Source organism: Ruegeria sp. CDSB113, assembly GCF_059611045.1.
The window spans coordinates 1-16340 of sequence record NZ_JBXWOU010000010.1 but is presented as its reverse complement, the minus strand read 5'-3'; the positions used below and the strand labels follow the sequence as shown (position 1 = coordinate 16340).

Genomic DNA, 16340 nt, shown 5'->3' with positions numbered 1-16340 from the left:
CAACAACATCAGACGTTTACGGTTTGACGCCAACGAAATGACCCAGAAAGAGCTCGCCGAAAGAGTTGGTGTCACCCGACAAACTATCGTTGCCATCGAAAATGCAAAATATTCACCAACACTTGAACTAGCGATCCTAATCTCACGCGTCTTCGACAAGCCCCTCGAAAAGTTTTCGACATCCAAGACGCCAGTTAAGTCTTCGCGACTGCAACATATTATTCCAAGGAACAGATATGCTCATCCATCCACCACGATTTTGGAACATGATGGCGCGTTCATATGCGCGCCGCCCCGTCGGAAACCAAGCTGCCTACGAATACAAGCTCGACTTTACTGCGAGACATCTCGCTCCTCAGGATCGCCTCCTGGAAATCGGTTGCGGCACGGGAACGACAGCGCTCATTCACGCCCCCTATGTCGCTCATATTGACGCCATCGATTACTCTTCAGAAATGATCGCAATTGCTCGGGAAAAAGCCAAAGAACAGGGTGTTGAGAACGTGAACTTCGAAGTGAGCGCGTTCGGCAACTGGCCCATTCCGGTGAAGGATCAGAAGTATGATGCCGTATTGGCTATGTCGATACTGCACCTGGTTCTGGATCTTAACGAAGCCTTGGAGCGGGTTCGAGGCTCATTGAAAGAAGGTGGCCTGCTCTTCAGCTCGACAGTTTGCCTGGAAGGCATGGAAAAATACGCCATACCGGCCCTCGGGGCCATTGGTTTGTTGCCCAAGATCCGTGTGCTTAGCCAAGAAATCCTTGTTGAGCGAATGCTGGCTCACGGGTTCAGTATCGAACACAAATGGCGTCCAGAGCAGGGTTCGGCTGCATTCATCGTCGCGAGGAACGGCGGTAGGCGCAGGTAGCTGCTCAATCGTGCTTCTCGCTATCTTCCAAAATAGAACTCAGTTCGAATGCCAAACCAAAGAACCGTTGCCTGACTTCTTTTGTGTAGGGGTTTGCGTTCTCAATAGCCTCAAAAACCTCTGGCGCATCATGTTGTACCATCGAGATCGCTTCTGAGATCAGATCAAAACTTCTGGTCGTCATGCGAGACGGTAAAGGCCCCATGCGCAGCAACACTTTAGCAATCAAATGGGTAATGCCTTGAACAGTTGCCGCATCCCTGTCGTGCTGGTCAGGTGTCGTCATTATGACGTGAAGGCCTAGGTGTTTTCGTAGAAAAGCCGCAACATGGGTATGGTGATGCCCGCGTATTGGACAAACCGCGATCTTTAGACCTCTGACACCATTGCGAGCGCTTTGCGGGCCGAATAGTGGATGGGTTGCGACGATACTAACGTAATCTGGGAGTAGCCTGTCCATAATTTCAGAGGGTTGAACTTTTACCGAGCCTACATCAACTATGATCGCACCTGGCCGGCAGATTGCAGCAATGGATTTCACTACACTCTCAAAGCTTGAAACAGGTGAAGCGATTACAATAACGTCGCACATTGCAACTTGACCAAGAGAAGCAAATGACACGCCGAGCTTCGACGCGTCTTCTCCCAGGTGTGGTGACGGATCATATGCAAGCAACTCAAATTTCTGGTTCAAGTGTCTGGCGATCAGCTGCCCAAATGCGCCGAAACCGATGATACCGACAGACGTCTCGGTTTTTTCAACTCTAGAGTTTTTCATCTCATGACCTCAAAAAACTGCCGCCCGGCAGGAGATCATTTCGTGTTAAGACCGCTGTCAGGGCAGCGGAAAATTCACAGTGAAGCGTCCGCAGCTATGCAAGCTGAGGGTAATAACCTTTGGAAATGTCGAACGCTTTCATCATGTATATCGAATTAGTTCACCATTCAGGTTGAAGTCAACCATTTGCCTGGGAACGCTCCAAAACTGATGGTGTCTGCCGACGGTGTATTGAACTTCGGCTCGCCTAAGCCGCACAAAAGCGGTGAATGCGAACACGTACTTGCAGAACTCTATTATACCAGTTGATTAATTAACTAAATGGTATAATATGTCAGCATGACAGGTGACGAACAACTTGATGCAGCTTTTTCAGCGCTAGCCCACCCGACGAGGCGCGCAATTCTGGCCCGATTGGCCAAAGGCACAGCGACTGTGAATGAGCTTGCAAAACCCTTCGATGCGACCTTACCCGCGATTTCCAAACATATCCGGGTACTGGAGGCTGCTGGCTTGGTCTTACGTGGCAAGGATGCTCAGTTCCGCCCTTGTGCTTTGGACACAAAACCGCTGGAGGCCGTTGCAGGCTGGACCGACCAATACCGTTTCATCTGGGAAGCACGGTTCGACGCAATGGACAGAATTCTGAATGGAATGAAGGAAACACCGGATGAATGACGAGAAGAAATGGGTAAAGATCGAGCGAGAATTTGACGCCCCGATTGGCACCATCTGGGACATGTGGACTGACCCGGCCCTGTTTAGTGCATGGTATGGACCCCGTGGCATGTCGGTTCCAGTAGCCGAAATGGACGTGGTTGTTGGCGGCATGCGTAAGGTTTGCATGGAAATGAAGTCGGCTGAGCGACCCATGAAAATGTGGTTCACAGGCGTGTACAAAGAAGTCACCCGACCGCATCGCCTCGTCTATACGGAGAGCATGTGTGATGAGGATGGAACCCTTATCACACCTCAGGCGATGGGCATGCCTGATGACTTTCCTGACATCACCGAGATCATTGTTGAACTCTCTGAGGTGAATGGCAAAATTTTGATGACCATGGTCCACATCGGTGTTGAGGCGGGCACGGCAGGTGCCGGTGGCTGGAATCAGGCCTTTGACAAGCTCGCTGAGTACCTTTCTGCAAGAGAAGTTAGCTGACAGGTCGGACACATGCGACAGCTTGCCATTCTGACATTCGTGACGCTCGATGGCGTGATGCAATCCCCGAGTATGCCAGAAGAAGATCCGTCGGAAGGATTTGAACACGGTGGCTGGGCCGCGCCGTATTGGGACGGCGTGATGGAGCAAGTCGAGCGTCACGCCATGTCCGAGCCATATGACATGGTTTTTGGTCGCAAAACCTACGACATCTTCGCGGGTCATTGGCCGGGTGCACCAAAGTCCGCTCTTTCAGACCGAATGAATGGCGCCAGGAAATACGTCGTTACTTCGCAGCCTGACAGTTTGCGCTGGGAAAACTCGCACCCGATCAACGATGACGTTATCGGCGAAATCTCGGCTTTGAAGGCAAGGGATGGGCCTCTTTTACAGGTTCATGGCAGCGCCCGGCTGATTCAAACGCTTCGTGCCCATAATCTCATCGACGAGTTCCGCTTGTGGATCTTTCCGGTGGTTGTCGGCGGGGGTAAACGTCTTTTCGAGAATGGGAGCCCGCCTTGTCAACTAAAGCGAACCAGATTTGAGCACTGCGGAAATGGTGTGTCGATGCAGTTCTACCGGCCCTAAAGTGATCACTCTATCTCCACACAGCAGCCGTGAAACTGGGCTCGTTGCCACCATGCTATACGCTCAGCTCAATTGATTGTTCGCAGGCCAAAGAAGCCATTGGTCGCGGCTGCAAAGAAAGACAGGAGTACACTAAGGGCACCAAGATCAACGTGCTTTCTTGATCTTTATCTTGTCAAGCTTCGCTCTGCTCTTGGTCGATTCCTCAGAGCGTGTGAGAGCTTTGGCTATGGCCTTCAAGCCGACGCCCTTTGACACCAGTAGGTGCAATTTTTGAATTTCTTCTTGTGTCCAAGCTTGACGGTGGCGCTCAAAACGTTCTGCCATGGTTTTCGTCTACCTTATTAATGTGCCTGATCTGTCATAAAGCATGGTCATCGTGTTGGTGCCAGCTCAAGGGCAATCACGGGTATTTTCAAGAAGCAGGGTTGATGCCAAACGCGACAAATGACGGCACCCATCCCGATGCGAACATTCCACCGTCATCCTACCTCGGATAAAACAGACGTTCCTCCAAGGATCAGAGTTGGTGGAGTGGCCACCTTCCGGACTTTCGCTGCATGCGCAGTATTAGCGGCCACGAAAGGCAGTTTTGCGCAGATAGAGAACTTTGTAAATTTTCGTGGGGCATCAGCTCCCAGCCCAAAGCCTCGGCGAAATTTCAATCACTCTGTCTGCCCTGAAAAATGGTTACAGCTAAGGCTTGAAATGAAGACTCGTAATCCTCGATTTTGCGCCGTTCCCTTCAAATAGTGTTGTTTTCATTGACACATTGCCTTGCATGCGATCCGCTAAACTACGTCATCTGTTTTAACGCAAGGATTTGATGTCATGCCAGAATCGCTCAACCTGCATAAATTTGAAAACCTAAGTCCTTTCCAAATCAAAGACGAACTTATTAAGTTGGCGCAAAAAGAGGCGCGGCAGATGGCTTTGCCATACCTCAATGCCGGTCGAGGGAACCCTAACTGGATCGCCACTAAAGCGCGGGAGGCGTTTTTCCTTTTAGGGCAGTTCGCTATGACAGAAGCTCAGCGCCATCGTAATGAGCCGCAGGTCGGTTTGGCCGGGATGCCGCAAGGGCCAGGCTGTTATGACCGGCTAAAAGCATATTGTTCCAAATCGGTTGAAGGAAACGGCCCTCCAGGTGCGGAAACTTTGGTGGCCGTAGTGGATTTTGCGATTGAGAAATTTGGTTTTACACCGGACGATTTCGTGCTCGAGTTGACCGACGGTATTGTTGGCGACCACTACCCGATGCCCGACCGGTGCATGGAGCACAACGAGGCGATTGTCCACGAATACGTCATGTGGGCGATGTGCGCGGGGCACCGACCGGATGCAAAGTTCGATATCTACGCAGTTGAGGGTGGAACCGCTGCGATGTGTTACATTTTCAAGGCACTCAAGAACCAGCGGTTGCTGAATGCCGGCGACACCATTGCGTTGGGCACACCGATCTTCACACCGTATCTGGAAATGCCGGTACTTGAGGACTACGGGCTGAACACAGTGGATGTATCTTCGAAAGAAGAGGACCACTTTCAACTGAACGACGATGATTTCGAACTTTTGTCCGACCCGAAAGTCAAAGCGCTGTTTCTGGTCAATCCGGGCAACCCGTCATCAGTTGCAATCAGCCCCGAGGTCACGACCCGGCTTGTCGAGTTCGTAAAGAACCGCCGCCCGGACCTGATCATTCTGACTGACGATGTTTACGGGACCTTTGTTCCAAGCTTTCAGTCGATCTTGGGGCACCTGCCTGAAAATACCATCGGGGTCTATTCCTACTCCAAGTATTTTGGTTGTACCGGATGGCGCTTGGGCGCAATTTTGGTGGCCGAGAACAACATCTTCGACAAGATGATTGCGGAGGCTCCGGACGAAACCAAGGCCGTCGTCAACGCACGGTACGAAACGTTGACGCCTGATCCATCCTCGTTCAAGTTCATTGACCGGATCGTCGCCGACAGCCGCGATGTTGCGCTGAACCACACCGCCGGTCTATCACTGCCGCAGCAGGTGATGATGACTTTGTTTTCACTGGTCGAGCTTATGGACGAAGAGAAGGCCTATCAGAAATTCTGCTGGGGTATTCTGAAGCATCGCTTTGACGAGTTGGTCGAAGGGATGGGCATCGAAGTTCCAGATAACCCGCTGTTCGACAAATACTACGGTATCATCGACTTCGAATTCTGGCTCCGTAAATACGTGGGCGAAGAGGTGGTCGAATGGATCAAGGAGAATGTCCACCCGCTAGATATATCCTTCAAACTGGCTCAGGATCACGGGATCGTTTTGCTGAATGGATCGGGCTTTGACGCGCCCAACTGGTCGGCGCGGGTATCGTTCGCCAATTTGGATGATAGCGCTTACCGCCAGATCGGAAAAGCGGTGCGCGCTGTGGCCACTGGCTACGTGCAGGCCTACCGTGCCTCGAAAGGACTGCCGTTGCACGGTTGATATCTAGCAATAGCAAAGAGGAACGGATCAGCGTGATGATTGGCACACACGCTGATCCCACCCTTCCAAGTCAGGACCCCGGTTGTCGCGCCCATTTCCGGTTTGACTTACGGAACAAAAGCCACAACCAACGGTCCCCAGAGCGTCAGGAAGATGTTGGCCACGGCATAGGTCATGGTGAAGGCTGGTGTGGGAGTCGAGTTTCCGGCCTTTTCCAATAGTGTCGCAAAACCGGGATTGCCCGAGCGTGATCCGGTCACAACCGCACAGGCCTCAATCGGGTTTTTAATACGCAGGGCGAAATAGTTGATTGGGAACTGCACGATCATGGGCATCAATGTAACCACCACACCCAACAGCAGCAGCGTGATCCCATATTCCTGAATCGCCTCTAGTGCGGGCTTGCCTGCATTGAGGCCAACGACACCAACAAACACAGCTAATCCAAAGCTCTGAAGGAAATTCGCGGCCCCACGGTTAATACCGCCGATCTTGGGTCGCCGGATGCGCATGTAGCCGATGATCAACCCTGTAACTAGGCAACCAAGACCGGACCCCAAAGCCACCTTGGTTCCTGCGATGACAAAACTGATCTCTCCTATCAGAAAGCCGATGGCCACGCCGATCCCCAATGCAATGAAATTGGTTACCGAGGCCGAAGGCGGAACGTAGCCCGCAACTTTCGCAACTCGGTTCAGATCGTCCTTGTGACCGACAATGCTGACCTCGTCACCTGCGTGTATCTCAGTGTTGTGCAGGACAGGGACATCATGGCCCATGCGGGTGATCTTTGAGATGTGAACACCGCGCCTCTGATCCGCTGTCAGAGCCTCACTCAATTCTGCCAAGGTTTTGCCAGTCAGTTTGCGGTTGGTGACCACTACGTTACGGCGTTCCTCTACAACCGTCAGTTCAGGAGGATACTCTCCGATTTCACCACTGGCGCTACCCTCGAACTGGGTCAAAGTCGCTACGAGGCCGGAGACGACCACAACGTCTCCTGCATTGACCACTGTTTCAGGATTCGGATCCACAGGAGCGCCATCGTGGAGTAACCGTTCGACGATCAGATCACCATCATAGCCGCTTTCGATGTCTTTAATGGGTTTTCCGGCAATGGTTGCATCGGCATTTACCTGATAGGCTCGGGCGTCAAACCGGTTCATAGGAAGGAACTCACCTTCCTCTAGTTTGCGACCGCCGCCGCTGAGTTTCTGAGCCAGCTTAATCGCTTCTTGCCGCAGGTCGACACGCATGATGATTGGAATGACACTAACTGCCAATATTGGGCCGATCGAGCCGAAGATATAAGTAACCGAGTATCCTACGGCGATGTTGGTTTTTAACTTTTCCGCCTCATCTGCGGCCAGCCCAAGCAGATCGATGGCATTTCCAGCGGTGCCAATGATCGCTGATTGTGTCAGACCACCAGCGGCCAATCCAGCCGCCAACCCTTTATCCAAGCCGGCCAACCGAGCAACAACAATAACAAAAAACAACCCCCAGAGGGTCATCATAAACGCGGCAAGTAACTTGGTGAGCGCAGTTCGGTTCAAAGCCGCAAAAAATTGAGGGCCGCCATTATAGCCAACCATAAAAATGAAGAGGGAAAAGAAAACATTCTGAACATCGGTGCTAAGGTTGATACCGCCGATCTGGCCAATGAAGACCGCCACCAACAACGTACCAGCGATGCCCCCCAGTTCGAACTTGCCGACCCGAAACTTTCCTACGCCGTATCCCAGACCCAGACAAAGAAACAGTGCCATGATCGGGAAGGCGCGCAGTTGTTCTGTAATCAATTCCATTGTGAAATCTCCCGCGTCCCAACGGTGGTCCTTTCCGCTCAAGATACAGCGCCTTACTGTATTGAAAACAAAAAAATTTAGACAACCGGCGGCGTGCGGACTTTTCGAAACTACTCGGAAAAAACTTTTTTTAAGGGCAGATGCATTTGGAACCTAAAAGACTAATTTTTGGAATTTAGCTCACGCCATTCACTCTTTGTTTTTTTGGGGAGTGAGTTTTGGCTATCTCGATGGATATTTGTGTTCCCTTCAGACATGCTGCAGATAGTCACGTAAGTAGCAGCGAACGGCGGTGGTTTTTCTGACCTGACCTGTAGGAACGAAACCATAAATTTGAACCTCGGGCGACTATGTACAGGACAGCGTCTTCATAAACGCAGTTAAGTCTTCAGTCTCTTTCTCAGACAATTTTTGTTCCAAGAGTATGGCAGCGTTGTTGGCGTGCAACTTTTCTTGAGTTTATTTGAAAACAACCAACAATTTTGTGCTCGTGAAAAGACAGTCATCCAGGCTGGCAGCTTTTTCCGCTGACCCGCCAAGTGCGCCTCAAATCCATTGTCCGCTTCAGGTTGCAACCCGACGAATATACCCACAGCACTTAGATGGTACGGTAATGACGGCATTGGGCTCGTTCAGTCAGTTGATGCGTGCCGCAGAGAACGGCGGGGGAGAGCCCAAACTAACGGATGCTGCGACACGCACGAAAGGCGGCTTACAAGCGCGGTATGCGATTCGATTAAGAACTCTGATCAATAAGTCAAAGAGACAACATGATCGATCAAGAGCAATGAAAAAGAGTTCTCGCCACTTATGATACGCTGATTAACCAGCGAGGGTTGCCGGGTGTACTTGTTAAACCCATGCGCGCGGATTGGTGTGGACACAAAATGGCGGATCGTGACAAAAAAAATCGCCGAATTGATCATCAAGGAGCTTCAGAAGAGATTTGCAGCGTCACATCTGCACGAACCAAAGATTCTGATACAGGGTTCGGTGCAAAAATGTATCCCGGTGAAGCCAAAGAACGGACCTCTAGTCTGACTGATCAGTCATAGATTTCTACCGACAGCGCATCCATCGCATATGAGGTTTCGATATTGGCCTGGCCGTCCACGTAATTGAGTGACTGGGACCTGCTCTGTGCCCGCATTTCCCCGCTTATCCAAACTGGCTTATATAACTCGTCAATTTCGAAGCCTTGTTCGTATCGCACATAGACCATCTGATTGGCGGGAGGTGGTGGTGTGTGGATGCAGGCTCCAACTGTCGGAACCAGAAGGAATTCGACCGCCTTCTGGTCGACAATATCCAGGGGAAGGAGATAGCCGGGAAGACGCACGTTCTCCCCCAAAAGGTCAAGGTTCGGTTCGCGCGCGGCAATCAACCGTTGGTTCATCACAACTTCGCGTTGTTCAAACAGCCAATCTGGGTCAAGGCCTTGAGATACGAGGTCTTCGCGGATCTGAACCGCTTCGGCGCGCTTCTCGTCATCCGCAGTGTCCGCATGCAGAACCTCAATCCGATAAAGCATGGCCAACGAATTGATCTGAGAATATTCTAAGGTGGCAAATGGATCGTGGTAAGGCCGCTCTTCAGGAAGGAGATCCTGCCAACGTATGTTGCGCGGATCCGCTGCTAGAAGAGGCCCCGCAATCGCAAGGGCGAATAAGATATTCAGAAAATGCGTAATGGTCTTCATTTCAGCGGGTCCTCTTATTCAAAGCCGCACCGACAATCCGTCTGACAGCGTCATACGGTACACCCTTAACGCAGGTATAATACTGGCAAGAAGACCAGAGCAGAAAACGATGGCTATGAGAAGAACCTCGCGAAAACTCGGCAGGCCAACACCGATGCGAAGCCCAAAATTTGCGGCAAGAACCGGATCTATCACGAGCGTGAGAGCGCTGAGTGCGATTACTCCAAGCACGATGCCGGCCGACAACAATAAAACGGCTTCAAGCAAGATCAGGGAAAAGACGCCGGCTGGAGTTGCGCCCACGGATCGAAGGATCGCAAATTCACGCCGCCGGTTGTCGAGCGAAGCAGACAACATGACCACCATGCCGATCATTCCAGCCACTGCCACAGCGCCGGCCATCAGACGCAGCGCGGTCTCGGCCGTACTGGTAATCGACCAAAGCTGCAACAGCGCAACATTAGGAAGAACAGCAGTCAGTGCCTCGTCGCGATGGTCTGCCAGTTGCCGTTGAACTGAAAGCACCGCCGTCTTCTCCTCAAGCCCGGCAAAAATCGCGTTGATGGTCCCCGGTTCATGATCATGGCCATCGTGATCGTGCCCGTCAGAGGTCTTGACAGCTTCCGCCTCGTCTTCATGGTCGCTTTCGTGGGCATGACTGTCGTCATGTTCCTGATGCCCTTCTTCGTGCTCGTCAGGCTCGCCGTGCTCCGCATAGTCATCGTTTTGTCCATGGCCGTCGCCGTGATCCACATGCCCGTCCGCAAATTCGCTGTCTGCGTGATCTTCGCTATGGGAATGCGCGGTGTGATGGTCTTCGTGTTCTTCGGCGACCTCAGGTGCATCGATCAAAACGAATGGGTCCGCAACCTCTGACGCAGGTTCTTCGTGCAAGGCGTCAAACCCCTCGAGCGAGACAAAAACCATTCTGTCGACGGCCGTCCCGGTATACCCCAGCACGCCGGTCACTGTGAAAGGCGCTTCGTCGTGAACATCAAAGGCGACTTCCCCTGAGCCATGGGCATTCACGATTTCAGTGCCTGACGTGTACCCGAAAGCCTGAGCAACTTTTGCTCCAATCACTGCGCCATCTGGAGACTTAAAGGGAACACCTTCAGCAAATATCAGTTGCTGGCCGCCACTATGACGAAAGTGGTCAAAATATTGCTCGGACGTACCAATCACTGGATATCCACGGTGGTTGTCACCCATCATAATCGGCACTGTCCAGCTTACTTGAGGCAAATCTTCGATCATCTCGTAGCTGTCCCAGTTGATACCAGCGCCTGTTGTGCCGACACCAAAAACCGTTGCCATCAGGATCTGCACATCGTTTCCGCGTGCCGCAATGATCAGATCGATCCCTGATGCAGAATTGGCAAAACCCGCTCGTGCCTCTGTTCGCAGTCGTTCAACCCCAACAATCAAAGCCACGCTCAAGGCAATGCTAAGAACAGTCAACGCAGCGATAAAGCGGCGATTGAGAAGGCTTTTCAAACAAAGGTTGAACATCACGTTTTGCCCGCGTTCAGCTTCGGCAAGTCAACGCTCCGATCGAAGTGTTTTTCCAGGCTGCGATCATGGCTCACAAATAGCAAACTCGCCCCTGATGCTTTGCATTCCTTCAACAACAACTGGACAAACGAGCCTTTTGCGTCCTCATCCAAAGCCGAGGTGGGTTCATCCGCCAACACAACTTCGGGCGCTCCAATCAACGCCCGCGCCGCCGCAACGCGTTGTTGCTGCCCGACACTCAGGGCGCTGGCAGGTCGATTGATCAGCTCAGCATCCTCAAGACCCAGTTCACTTAGCAACCGTGTTGCGGTAGCCTTGGAATCTGGCCCTGATCGATCGCGACGTTTCACTGAAAACCGGCAGGGCAGTAATGTGTTTTCAAGCGCGCTGAGCCAAGGCAAAAGATTAAAGATTTGGAAAACAATCCCCAAATGATCCACGCGAAAACAGTCACGATCACCTCCGGCCAAAGCCCCGACATCCCTGCCTGCAACGCGAACCGCGCTTTGCGGTACATCGATCACGCCAGCAATTGCCGAGAGCAACGTGGTCTTTCCGCTGCCACTGGGACCTCTCATAAACACGCTTTCCCCGGCCTCAAGATCGAAGCTATCGACTGAGAGAACCGGGTCAGGTTGACCGGGCCACCGAAACATCAAGGATTTGAGTTCGACCGTTTTCATTGATGACACAGATGCTTTGGCTTGGTTTTTCAAAGATAATTGAGCTTCTTGGTGACCCAGAAAAGGACCTCTGCCAAAACACCAATGGCTCCGGCTTTGTCTGTCTTGACCAAAGCTGTTCCTGACGTTCCAAATTGCAAGTAAATATTGTCTGCATCTGCAGGTAGTTCAACCAATACGATGTAGCTGGATATCCCGGTTAGTTCCCGCAATGAGGGAAGGCCTGATCTTAGATCAACAGTACCTTCGACAGTTCCGACCGGAAAATCGGAAATACGGCCGGTAATTTCTCCACCGGGTTCCGTTCTAAATGCCAGCCGGATTTCGTCACCGACCGAAACATTGGCACGACTGGATTGGGGAAGAGTAGCAATTACTGCAAAGTCTCCGGGTTCGACAAAAGTTATTGCCCCTTGTAGCGGAGTGGCGCGGTTACCTGGCCGTAGTGATACAGCCGTGACAACGCCGTTTCCCGGCGCTTTTACAACTGTTTGCTCTAAATCCCAAAGAGCTTGCGCAAGTGTCTGCTCGGCCTCCACAACACCTGCGTCACGCCCGTCGATCTTCGCGGCGATACGCCGCTCAAGGCTTGTCTTCCGGGCTTCTGCTGCGCGGATATTCGCGGTCAACTGGTCGATGGTTGAGACAGCTTCTTGCAGTTGGAACGTGGTTGATGCCCCGCGTTCTTCCAAACGGATGATGTCATCACGACGCTGAATTCCGAAAGTCAGCTGAGCAGTCAAGGATTCAATCTCGGCCTCGGCAGCTGATAAATCTGATACCAGTTGGTCGGCAGATGACTTTGCAGTTTCCAAGACAGCTTCGAGCCGGGAAACCTCGGCTTTGAAAACCTCATTATCTATCCGAAATAGGGTCTCGCCCTTTGCGACTTCCTGGTTTGGCTCCACAACGACTTCTGTAACCGTGCCCGCCACGTTCGGAGCAATATTCGTTGAAACACCCTGAATGGATACAGGGCCAGTCGGAGTTGTGTGGTTCAGCGCACCGATGACCACCAGAGCGATAACAGCGGCTACACCGTAAACCAGAGTTTTCCAGAATCCATTCCAGGGGAGAAGGTGAAACTTGGAAAAGACCAGCCAGACTATTCCAAAGTAGAGGCCAAGTACGATTAACAAGACTTCATTCCTTCGTGATGTTTCCAGAAAAGCTCGAACGACCACCCGAACTTACGAGTGATCGCCCTGTTTGTCATGATGACTTAGTTGTCACCTTGCTCTTCCAACACTTTGCGGTTGGCTTCACGATGGCGCCACGCCGCGCCCATACTCTCTTTTAGGTTTTCGGGAAGCGCTTCCAGAGGAACAACAAGATCGTCATCAACTGGCCACTCGGTCAGCAGCTCAGGATGATATCCCTCGGGATAGTACAGCTTAGGATCGATCTCCATATCGCGCACGTAGGGTTCTTGAATGTCTTCGCGCCGATGGGGTGGCTTCGGCACGATCAGTTGACCATTGCTAAAGTCAAACTGCGGCGCACGTGAGTTTGGAAACTCGGGCAATATGCCTTCGCGAACCCATATCTGATCTTTGGTCACATTCACTACGATGCCGTCTGGCGCGCCAAAGTGATAGGGACCCTTCCAGTGCTCGCGGATTTCCGCGACGGTTTCTTCAATCTGATAGGGGTCATAGCTCATGTGCGTATTCATCAAAAGCCTGGGTTGCACCAGGTTGGCAATGTAGCCAGCCGCATAACTGGGCGTGTGATGGGTATCGACGGTATACCGCCCGAGGAATGGCGGCACGCCTTGAACTCCAGAGGAGATTTCGATGATTTCCTGCTGCTGTTCCGTGACGAAGACATCACAGCCTTTGGCAAAAGGAATATCGATCATGTTGGGTCGACCGTCACCTGTCCAGATGAAGCACATGCCATTCCAATCCATCCGGTATCCAGACGCACCGTCCTTGGCATGGCTTCTTTGCCAGTGTGTGACTTTGACCCCGTCTTCATCATAGATCACGCCGCCATTGTCACGGAAATCAAATTCGTTGACTTCGATGTCCCAACCTTTGCCAACGGGAAAGACGCTGAACGCATCCCGGTGCCAGCCGGTCATCATTTTCATACCTTCTACCATCGTTGCGGTGCCGTACTCTTTGGTGCGGCCGGATGGACCGTGGACCGTGAGCTGCTCGTGCCATCCACCGGCCCAGGTTCCGAACATCCACAGGTACGGCAACCCACCAAAGTGGTCTACGTGCAGGTGCGTGATGAATACATCGGTAATTTCATTCAGTGCATATCCACTGGCAATGATGTTCGCTGGTGAGCCCTCACCAATGTCAAACATGAAAATCTTACCGTTACCCAGCTCAACAAGAATCGCTGTGTTCATTTGCCCAGGGCGAATGAACGGAGCAGATCCCATGAAGATAATTCTCATCTCGTTGGGCTGTACATCTTCGGTGCGTGGGAACCAGTTTGCCGCACTTTTCAACCACGGTTGAGGAGAGATGCCCTCAAAGGTCAGGCCCTCTTTCCAACGTCCCATTGGGACGCCGCCAGTCAGTGCAGCCTCAATATCTTCTTGGGATGAGGGCTCCTGTACCGGAGAAGCCTGACCGAACGCACTTGTGGCGAACAATGTCGCTGCGACGGCGAGTGCGCTGAGTGACTTAATTGACTTCCTCTGTCTGTCTTGCAGCATATTTTCAGTCCTTTGTTCGAGCCTGGGTGAATATGGGAACCACTTCTGAAATGGCTTTCGGGACAATCTCTGAATTGGTGAAGCGAGAGAGATGCTCGGCGATTTCCTCGGCCAGCCCGTCTAGGCTTTCGGTGACAGGATCGATCAGACATGGTGACGTCTGCTCATTGACCTTCCGGGCCCTCTCCAACTCGGCTGAGAGCAACTCGAAGTCACTGCAAAGTGCCTCGAATCCACGATGGTTCTTTCGCATGACGCGGATGCAGATGATTTGGTCCGGAAAAGCGAGCTTTAGTAAGTTGATGTCCGTCATTGCCCTGGCGCCTAGTCCATCTCTGGGCACCAGGCTGAGGGCACATCGCGCAACGCGGAAGGGTTACACCGTGAAATTAGGGTGACATTCAAATATTCATTTGACAGTATGAAGTTGAAAATACAGAGAAACTTGAAGTTTCAGATGCCCGACAGAGAATTGACCCTTGATCCGGAACGTCACGCGACCCGTGTGAAGTACGCGCTGGACCAGGTATTGGCGAGTGACATATTTGGCAAGGCGGAACGCCTTCGGAATTTTCTGAGCTACGTTGTCGAAGAGGCCATTGCGGGTAGATCCGAGGCTATTCTTGGCAAAACAATCGCTCAGGATGTTTACTTCAAGAGTTTTGCCAGTGATGACGGCCACATCAACGTTGTTCGTGTGGATGCGGGGCGGTTACGGCGGAAACTGCAGCAGTACTATGAAACGGCAGGTGCTGGAGACGATCTGCGCATTCACATTGATAGCGGCGGCTACGCGCCTTGGTTCGAGGACCGCTCTGGCAAAATTCAGAGCAATGTTGATCGTACGCCATTCAGCCCAGGATTGCCCTGGCTGATTGGCATCCCTGCTATCACCATAGCGATCATTGCTCTTGCCTACATCCTGGGCGGGCGGATGGAACAGGTTGTTGACCTCAACCAAAAGACCCCCACGCGCTCACTTGAGCGACGTGCTCTTTCCGCTAAATCACCCGCTGCAGTACAGGCGTCAAACTACTGCGATCAAGCTCGGGGCCTGCTGTTTCCAATCGCATCTATCGATAACCAGATCCTGGCTGGCGACATATTCAGTATGGCTATTAAAGAAGCCCCCGATTTCTACTGTGGATATGCTGGGTTGGCCCACAGCCTGGGAACCCAGGCCCTCCTATCGCGAGGCGGGGAAGAGCGTGACGCACTGATACTGTATTCAATAGAAATGGCACAGAAAGCGGTGGACATTGCGCCCTCAAACGGCTGGAGCCAATCCGCGCTGGCATGGGTGTCTTATGTCTCTGGCGACTATGACAATGCACTGGAATATTCAGCACTCGCGCAGTCGCTACGTCCCAAAGATGGAAATGTTCTGGACTTTCGCGGCCTGATATTGCTGGTTCTGGGTCGTTTTGAAGAAGCGTATGAAGTCAGTGACCCAAGCCATCCGCGAGAAATTGGGAGCCATCGGTTTGCACACAGGAACATTCACGCAGTTGCCAGCTTTCACATTGGAGAGTTCAGGGAGGCAATCTCGTCTCTGAAATTTGCGAGTGACAACGGTGACCCTGTCAGTGCGTTGTCATTGGTTTATCTGGCGGCTGCCCATCAGAGGTTGGGTGAAACCAACAAAGCGAAGGCAATACTGAACCAACTGAAACAGTCCTGGCCAGAGTTCAGGCCAGAATTGGTTCTGGCAGCGTTTTACTCCAGCCCAGATTTGTCGGAAGGGGTGATTTCAGCCTTAACAGATGCGGGATGGCGGTTTTAAGATTTTCCTTTTCGAGCCATGGTTGGAGACAGGCACATGTGCGTAAAGTGTGTTTTATCGCCAACACAAGTGAACATACCTTGGTAGTGTTAAACACCGAAAGCGGTCATCGGAATTTGTTGTAGCTAACGGCAGCTTCGTCCGCGACCTGTGAGTTCGCCAATCAAGCCGTGAAGATCAGCAATCCAACCAAAGCCGAAGAATGCAATTGCAGCGGTCAAATAAAGCGGGAAAGGCATCTGTGGGTGGCTCCTGCATTGCAAGAACTTTTTGGTGATGTTTGCGGGTATTTTGTCAGTACCTTCGTCTGTCCGG

At 52.0% G+C, this 16340-nt stretch carries 16 protein-coding genes and 1 pseudogene; 7 read left to right on the top strand and 10 right to left on the bottom strand.

The genetic code is table 11. From position 1 onward, the window contains the following. Nucleotides 1-37: 37 nt before the first annotated feature. Both AC2FIS_RS16395 and AC2FIS_RS16390 read left to right on the top strand, forming a co-directional pair. Nucleotides 38-115 (top strand): annotated as a pseudogene (locus AC2FIS_RS16395) (helix-turn-helix transcriptional regulator); the annotation flags it as partial. Nucleotides 116-236: 121 nt separating this feature from the next. Beyond that, nucleotides 237-869, top strand: coding sequence for a class I SAM-dependent methyltransferase (locus tag AC2FIS_RS16390; protein WP_496774422.1), 633 nt, complete (start codon nucleotides 237-239; stop codon nucleotides 867-869). 4 nt (nucleotides 870-873) lie between these two features. On the opposite strand, the gene AC2FIS_RS16385 is transcribed toward AC2FIS_RS16390, so the two are convergent. Continuing rightward, nucleotides 874-1647 carry a prephenate dehydrogenase/arogenate dehydrogenase family protein gene (locus AC2FIS_RS16385; RefSeq protein WP_372578937.1) on the bottom strand — a complete coding sequence of 258 codons (774 nt, stop codon included), beginning with the start codon at nucleotides 1645-1647 and terminating at the stop codon, nucleotides 874-876. 339 nt (nucleotides 1648-1986) lie between these two features. Between AC2FIS_RS16385 and AC2FIS_RS16380 the strand changes: the two genes are divergently transcribed. The 3 genes from AC2FIS_RS16380 to AC2FIS_RS16370 are packed head-to-tail and all read left to right on the top strand — an operon-like array spanning nucleotide 1987 to nucleotide 3397. Next, nucleotides 1987-2325, top strand: coding sequence for an ArsR/SmtB family transcription factor (locus AC2FIS_RS16380; RefSeq protein ID WP_496724261.1), 339 nt, complete (start codon nucleotides 1987-1989; stop codon nucleotides 2323-2325). Then, nucleotides 2318-2809: an SRPBCC family protein gene (locus AC2FIS_RS16375; RefSeq protein WP_496724263.1), complete on the top strand. Its 492-nt coding sequence runs from the start codon at nucleotides 2318-2320 to the stop codon at nucleotides 2807-2809. Before AC2FIS_RS16380 ends, AC2FIS_RS16375 begins: the two co-directional genes overlap by 8 nt. A gap of 12 nt (nucleotides 2810-2821) precedes the next feature. Next, complete coding sequence (locus AC2FIS_RS16370; protein WP_496724265.1) at nucleotides 2822-3397, top strand: dihydrofolate reductase family protein; 576 nt, start codon at nucleotides 2822-2824, stop codon at nucleotides 3395-3397. A 147-nt stretch (nucleotides 3398-3544) separates the two neighbouring features. Here the strand turns inward: AC2FIS_RS16370 and AC2FIS_RS16365 are convergent, their stop codons facing one another. Then, on the bottom strand, nucleotides 3545-3724 hold the full coding sequence (locus tag AC2FIS_RS16365; RefSeq protein ID WP_496724267.1) for a hypothetical protein: 180 nt from the start codon (nucleotides 3722-3724) through the stop codon (nucleotides 3545-3547). A 504-nt stretch (nucleotides 3725-4228) separates the two neighbouring features. On the opposite strand from AC2FIS_RS16365, the gene AC2FIS_RS16360 reads away from it, so the two are divergent. Then, entirely contained in the window at nucleotides 4229-5860 is a 1632-nt protein-coding gene (locus AC2FIS_RS16360) for a bifunctional aspartate transaminase/aspartate 4-decarboxylase (RefSeq protein WP_496774420.1), read from the top strand. Between the two features lie 107 nt (nucleotides 5861-5967). Here AC2FIS_RS16360 and aspT read toward each other — a convergent pair whose 3' ends face one another. The 7 genes from aspT to AC2FIS_RS16325 all read right to left on the bottom strand — a co-directional run bounded on the left by aspT (nucleotide 5968) and on the right by AC2FIS_RS16325 (nucleotide 14555). After that, on the bottom strand, nucleotides 5968-7668 hold the full coding sequence (gene aspT / locus AC2FIS_RS16355) for an aspartate-alanine antiporter (protein WP_496774419.1): 1701 nt from the start codon (nucleotides 7666-7668) through the stop codon (nucleotides 5968-5970). A 1045-nt stretch (nucleotides 7669-8713) separates the two neighbouring features. Then, the gene (locus AC2FIS_RS16350) at nucleotides 8714-9367 is read right to left on the bottom strand and encodes a DUF3299 domain-containing protein (RefSeq protein ID WP_496774417.1); all 654 of its coding nucleotides are present in this window, start codon (nucleotides 9365-9367) and stop codon (nucleotides 8714-8716) included. An 18-nt stretch (nucleotides 9368-9385) separates the two neighbouring features. Beyond that, nucleotides 9386-10879, bottom strand: a complete 1494-nt coding sequence (locus AC2FIS_RS16345) for an ABC transporter permease (protein ID WP_496774416.1) — start codon at nucleotides 10877-10879, stop codon at nucleotides 9386-9388. Continuing rightward, on the bottom strand, nucleotides 10879-11565 hold the full coding sequence (locus AC2FIS_RS16340) for an ABC transporter ATP-binding protein (protein ID WP_496774415.1): 687 nt from the start codon (nucleotides 11563-11565) through the stop codon (nucleotides 10879-10881). Before AC2FIS_RS16340 ends, AC2FIS_RS16345 begins: the two co-directional genes overlap by 1 nt. Before the next feature lie 29 nt (nucleotides 11566-11594). Next, on the bottom strand, nucleotides 11595-12749 hold the full coding sequence (locus tag AC2FIS_RS16335) for an HlyD family secretion protein (RefSeq protein ID WP_496774414.1): 1155 nt from the start codon (nucleotides 12747-12749) through the stop codon (nucleotides 11595-11597). Between the two features lie 38 nt (nucleotides 12750-12787). Next, nucleotides 12788-14242, bottom strand: coding sequence for a guanitoxin biosynthesis MBL fold metallo-hydrolase GntH (gene gntH / locus AC2FIS_RS16330; RefSeq protein ID WP_496774413.1), 1455 nt, complete (start codon nucleotides 14240-14242; stop codon nucleotides 12788-12790). 4 nt (nucleotides 14243-14246) lie between these two features. After that, nucleotides 14247-14555: a hypothetical protein gene (locus AC2FIS_RS16325; RefSeq protein WP_496739160.1), complete on the bottom strand. Its 309-nt coding sequence runs from the start codon at nucleotides 14553-14555 to the stop codon at nucleotides 14247-14249. Nucleotides 14556-14699: 144 nt separating this feature from the next. Here AC2FIS_RS16325 and AC2FIS_RS16320 point away from each other — a divergent pair, with 144 nt between their 5' ends. Continuing rightward, the gene (locus AC2FIS_RS16320; protein WP_496719646.1) at nucleotides 14700-16025 is read left to right on the top strand and encodes a tetratricopeptide repeat protein; all 1326 of its coding nucleotides are present in this window, start codon (nucleotides 14700-14702) and stop codon (nucleotides 16023-16025) included. Nucleotides 16026-16150: 125 nt separating this feature from the next. Here the strand turns inward: AC2FIS_RS16320 and AC2FIS_RS16315 are convergent. Further along, nucleotides 16151-16340, bottom strand: a 190-nt coding sequence (locus tag AC2FIS_RS16315) for a hypothetical protein (RefSeq protein WP_496774412.1), incomplete at its 5' end; no start/stop codon positions are given.

What these genes read in the sequence shown, in the direction of transcription:
- AC2FIS_RS16320 (WP_496719646.1), top strand. Translation starts at nt 14,700, where the DNA reads ATGCCCGACAGAGAATTGACCCTTGATCCGGAACGTCACGCGACCCGT.
- AC2FIS_RS16350 (WP_496774417.1), bottom strand. Translation starts at nt 9,367, where the DNA reads ATGAAGACCATTACGCATTTTCTGAATATCTTATTCGCCCTTGCGATT.
- AC2FIS_RS16365 (WP_496724267.1), bottom strand. Translation starts at nt 3,724, where the DNA reads ATGGCAGAACGTTTTGAGCGCCACCGTCAAGCTTGGACACAAGAAGAA.
- gntH (WP_496774413.1), bottom strand. Translation starts at nt 14,242, where the DNA reads ATGCTGCAAGACAGACAGAGGAAGTCAATTAAGTCACTCAGCGCACTC.
- AC2FIS_RS16390 (WP_496774422.1), top strand. Translation starts at nt 237, where the DNA reads ATGCTCATCCATCCACCACGATTTTGGAACATGATGGCGCGTTCATAT.
- AC2FIS_RS16385 (WP_372578937.1), bottom strand. Translation starts at nt 1,647, where the DNA reads ATGAAAAACTCTAGAGTTGAAAAAACCGAGACGTCTGTCGGTATCATC.
- AC2FIS_RS16375 (WP_496724263.1), top strand. Translation starts at nt 2,318, where the DNA reads ATGAATGACGAGAAGAAATGGGTAAAGATCGAGCGAGAATTTGACGCC.
- AC2FIS_RS16380 (WP_496724261.1), top strand. Translation starts at nt 1,987, where the DNA reads ATGACAGGTGACGAACAACTTGATGCAGCTTTTTCAGCGCTAGCCCAC.
- AC2FIS_RS16360 (WP_496774420.1), top strand. Translation starts at nt 4,229, where the DNA reads ATGCCAGAATCGCTCAACCTGCATAAATTTGAAAACCTAAGTCCTTTC.
- AC2FIS_RS16345 (WP_496774416.1), bottom strand. Translation starts at nt 10,879, where the DNA reads ATGTTCAACCTTTGTTTGAAAAGCCTTCTCAATCGCCGCTTTATCGCT.
- AC2FIS_RS16340 (WP_496774415.1), bottom strand. Translation starts at nt 11,565, where the DNA reads ATGAAAACGGTCGAACTCAAATCCTTGATGTTTCGGTGGCCCGGTCAA.
- aspT (WP_496774419.1), bottom strand. Translation starts at nt 7,668, where the DNA reads ATGGAATTGATTACAGAACAACTGCGCGCCTTCCCGATCATGGCACTG.
- AC2FIS_RS16370 (WP_496724265.1), top strand. Translation starts at nt 2,822, where the DNA reads ATGCGACAGCTTGCCATTCTGACATTCGTGACGCTCGATGGCGTGATG.
- AC2FIS_RS16325 (WP_496739160.1), bottom strand. Translation starts at nt 14,555, where the DNA reads ATGACGGACATCAACTTACTAAAGCTCGCTTTTCCGGACCAAATCATC.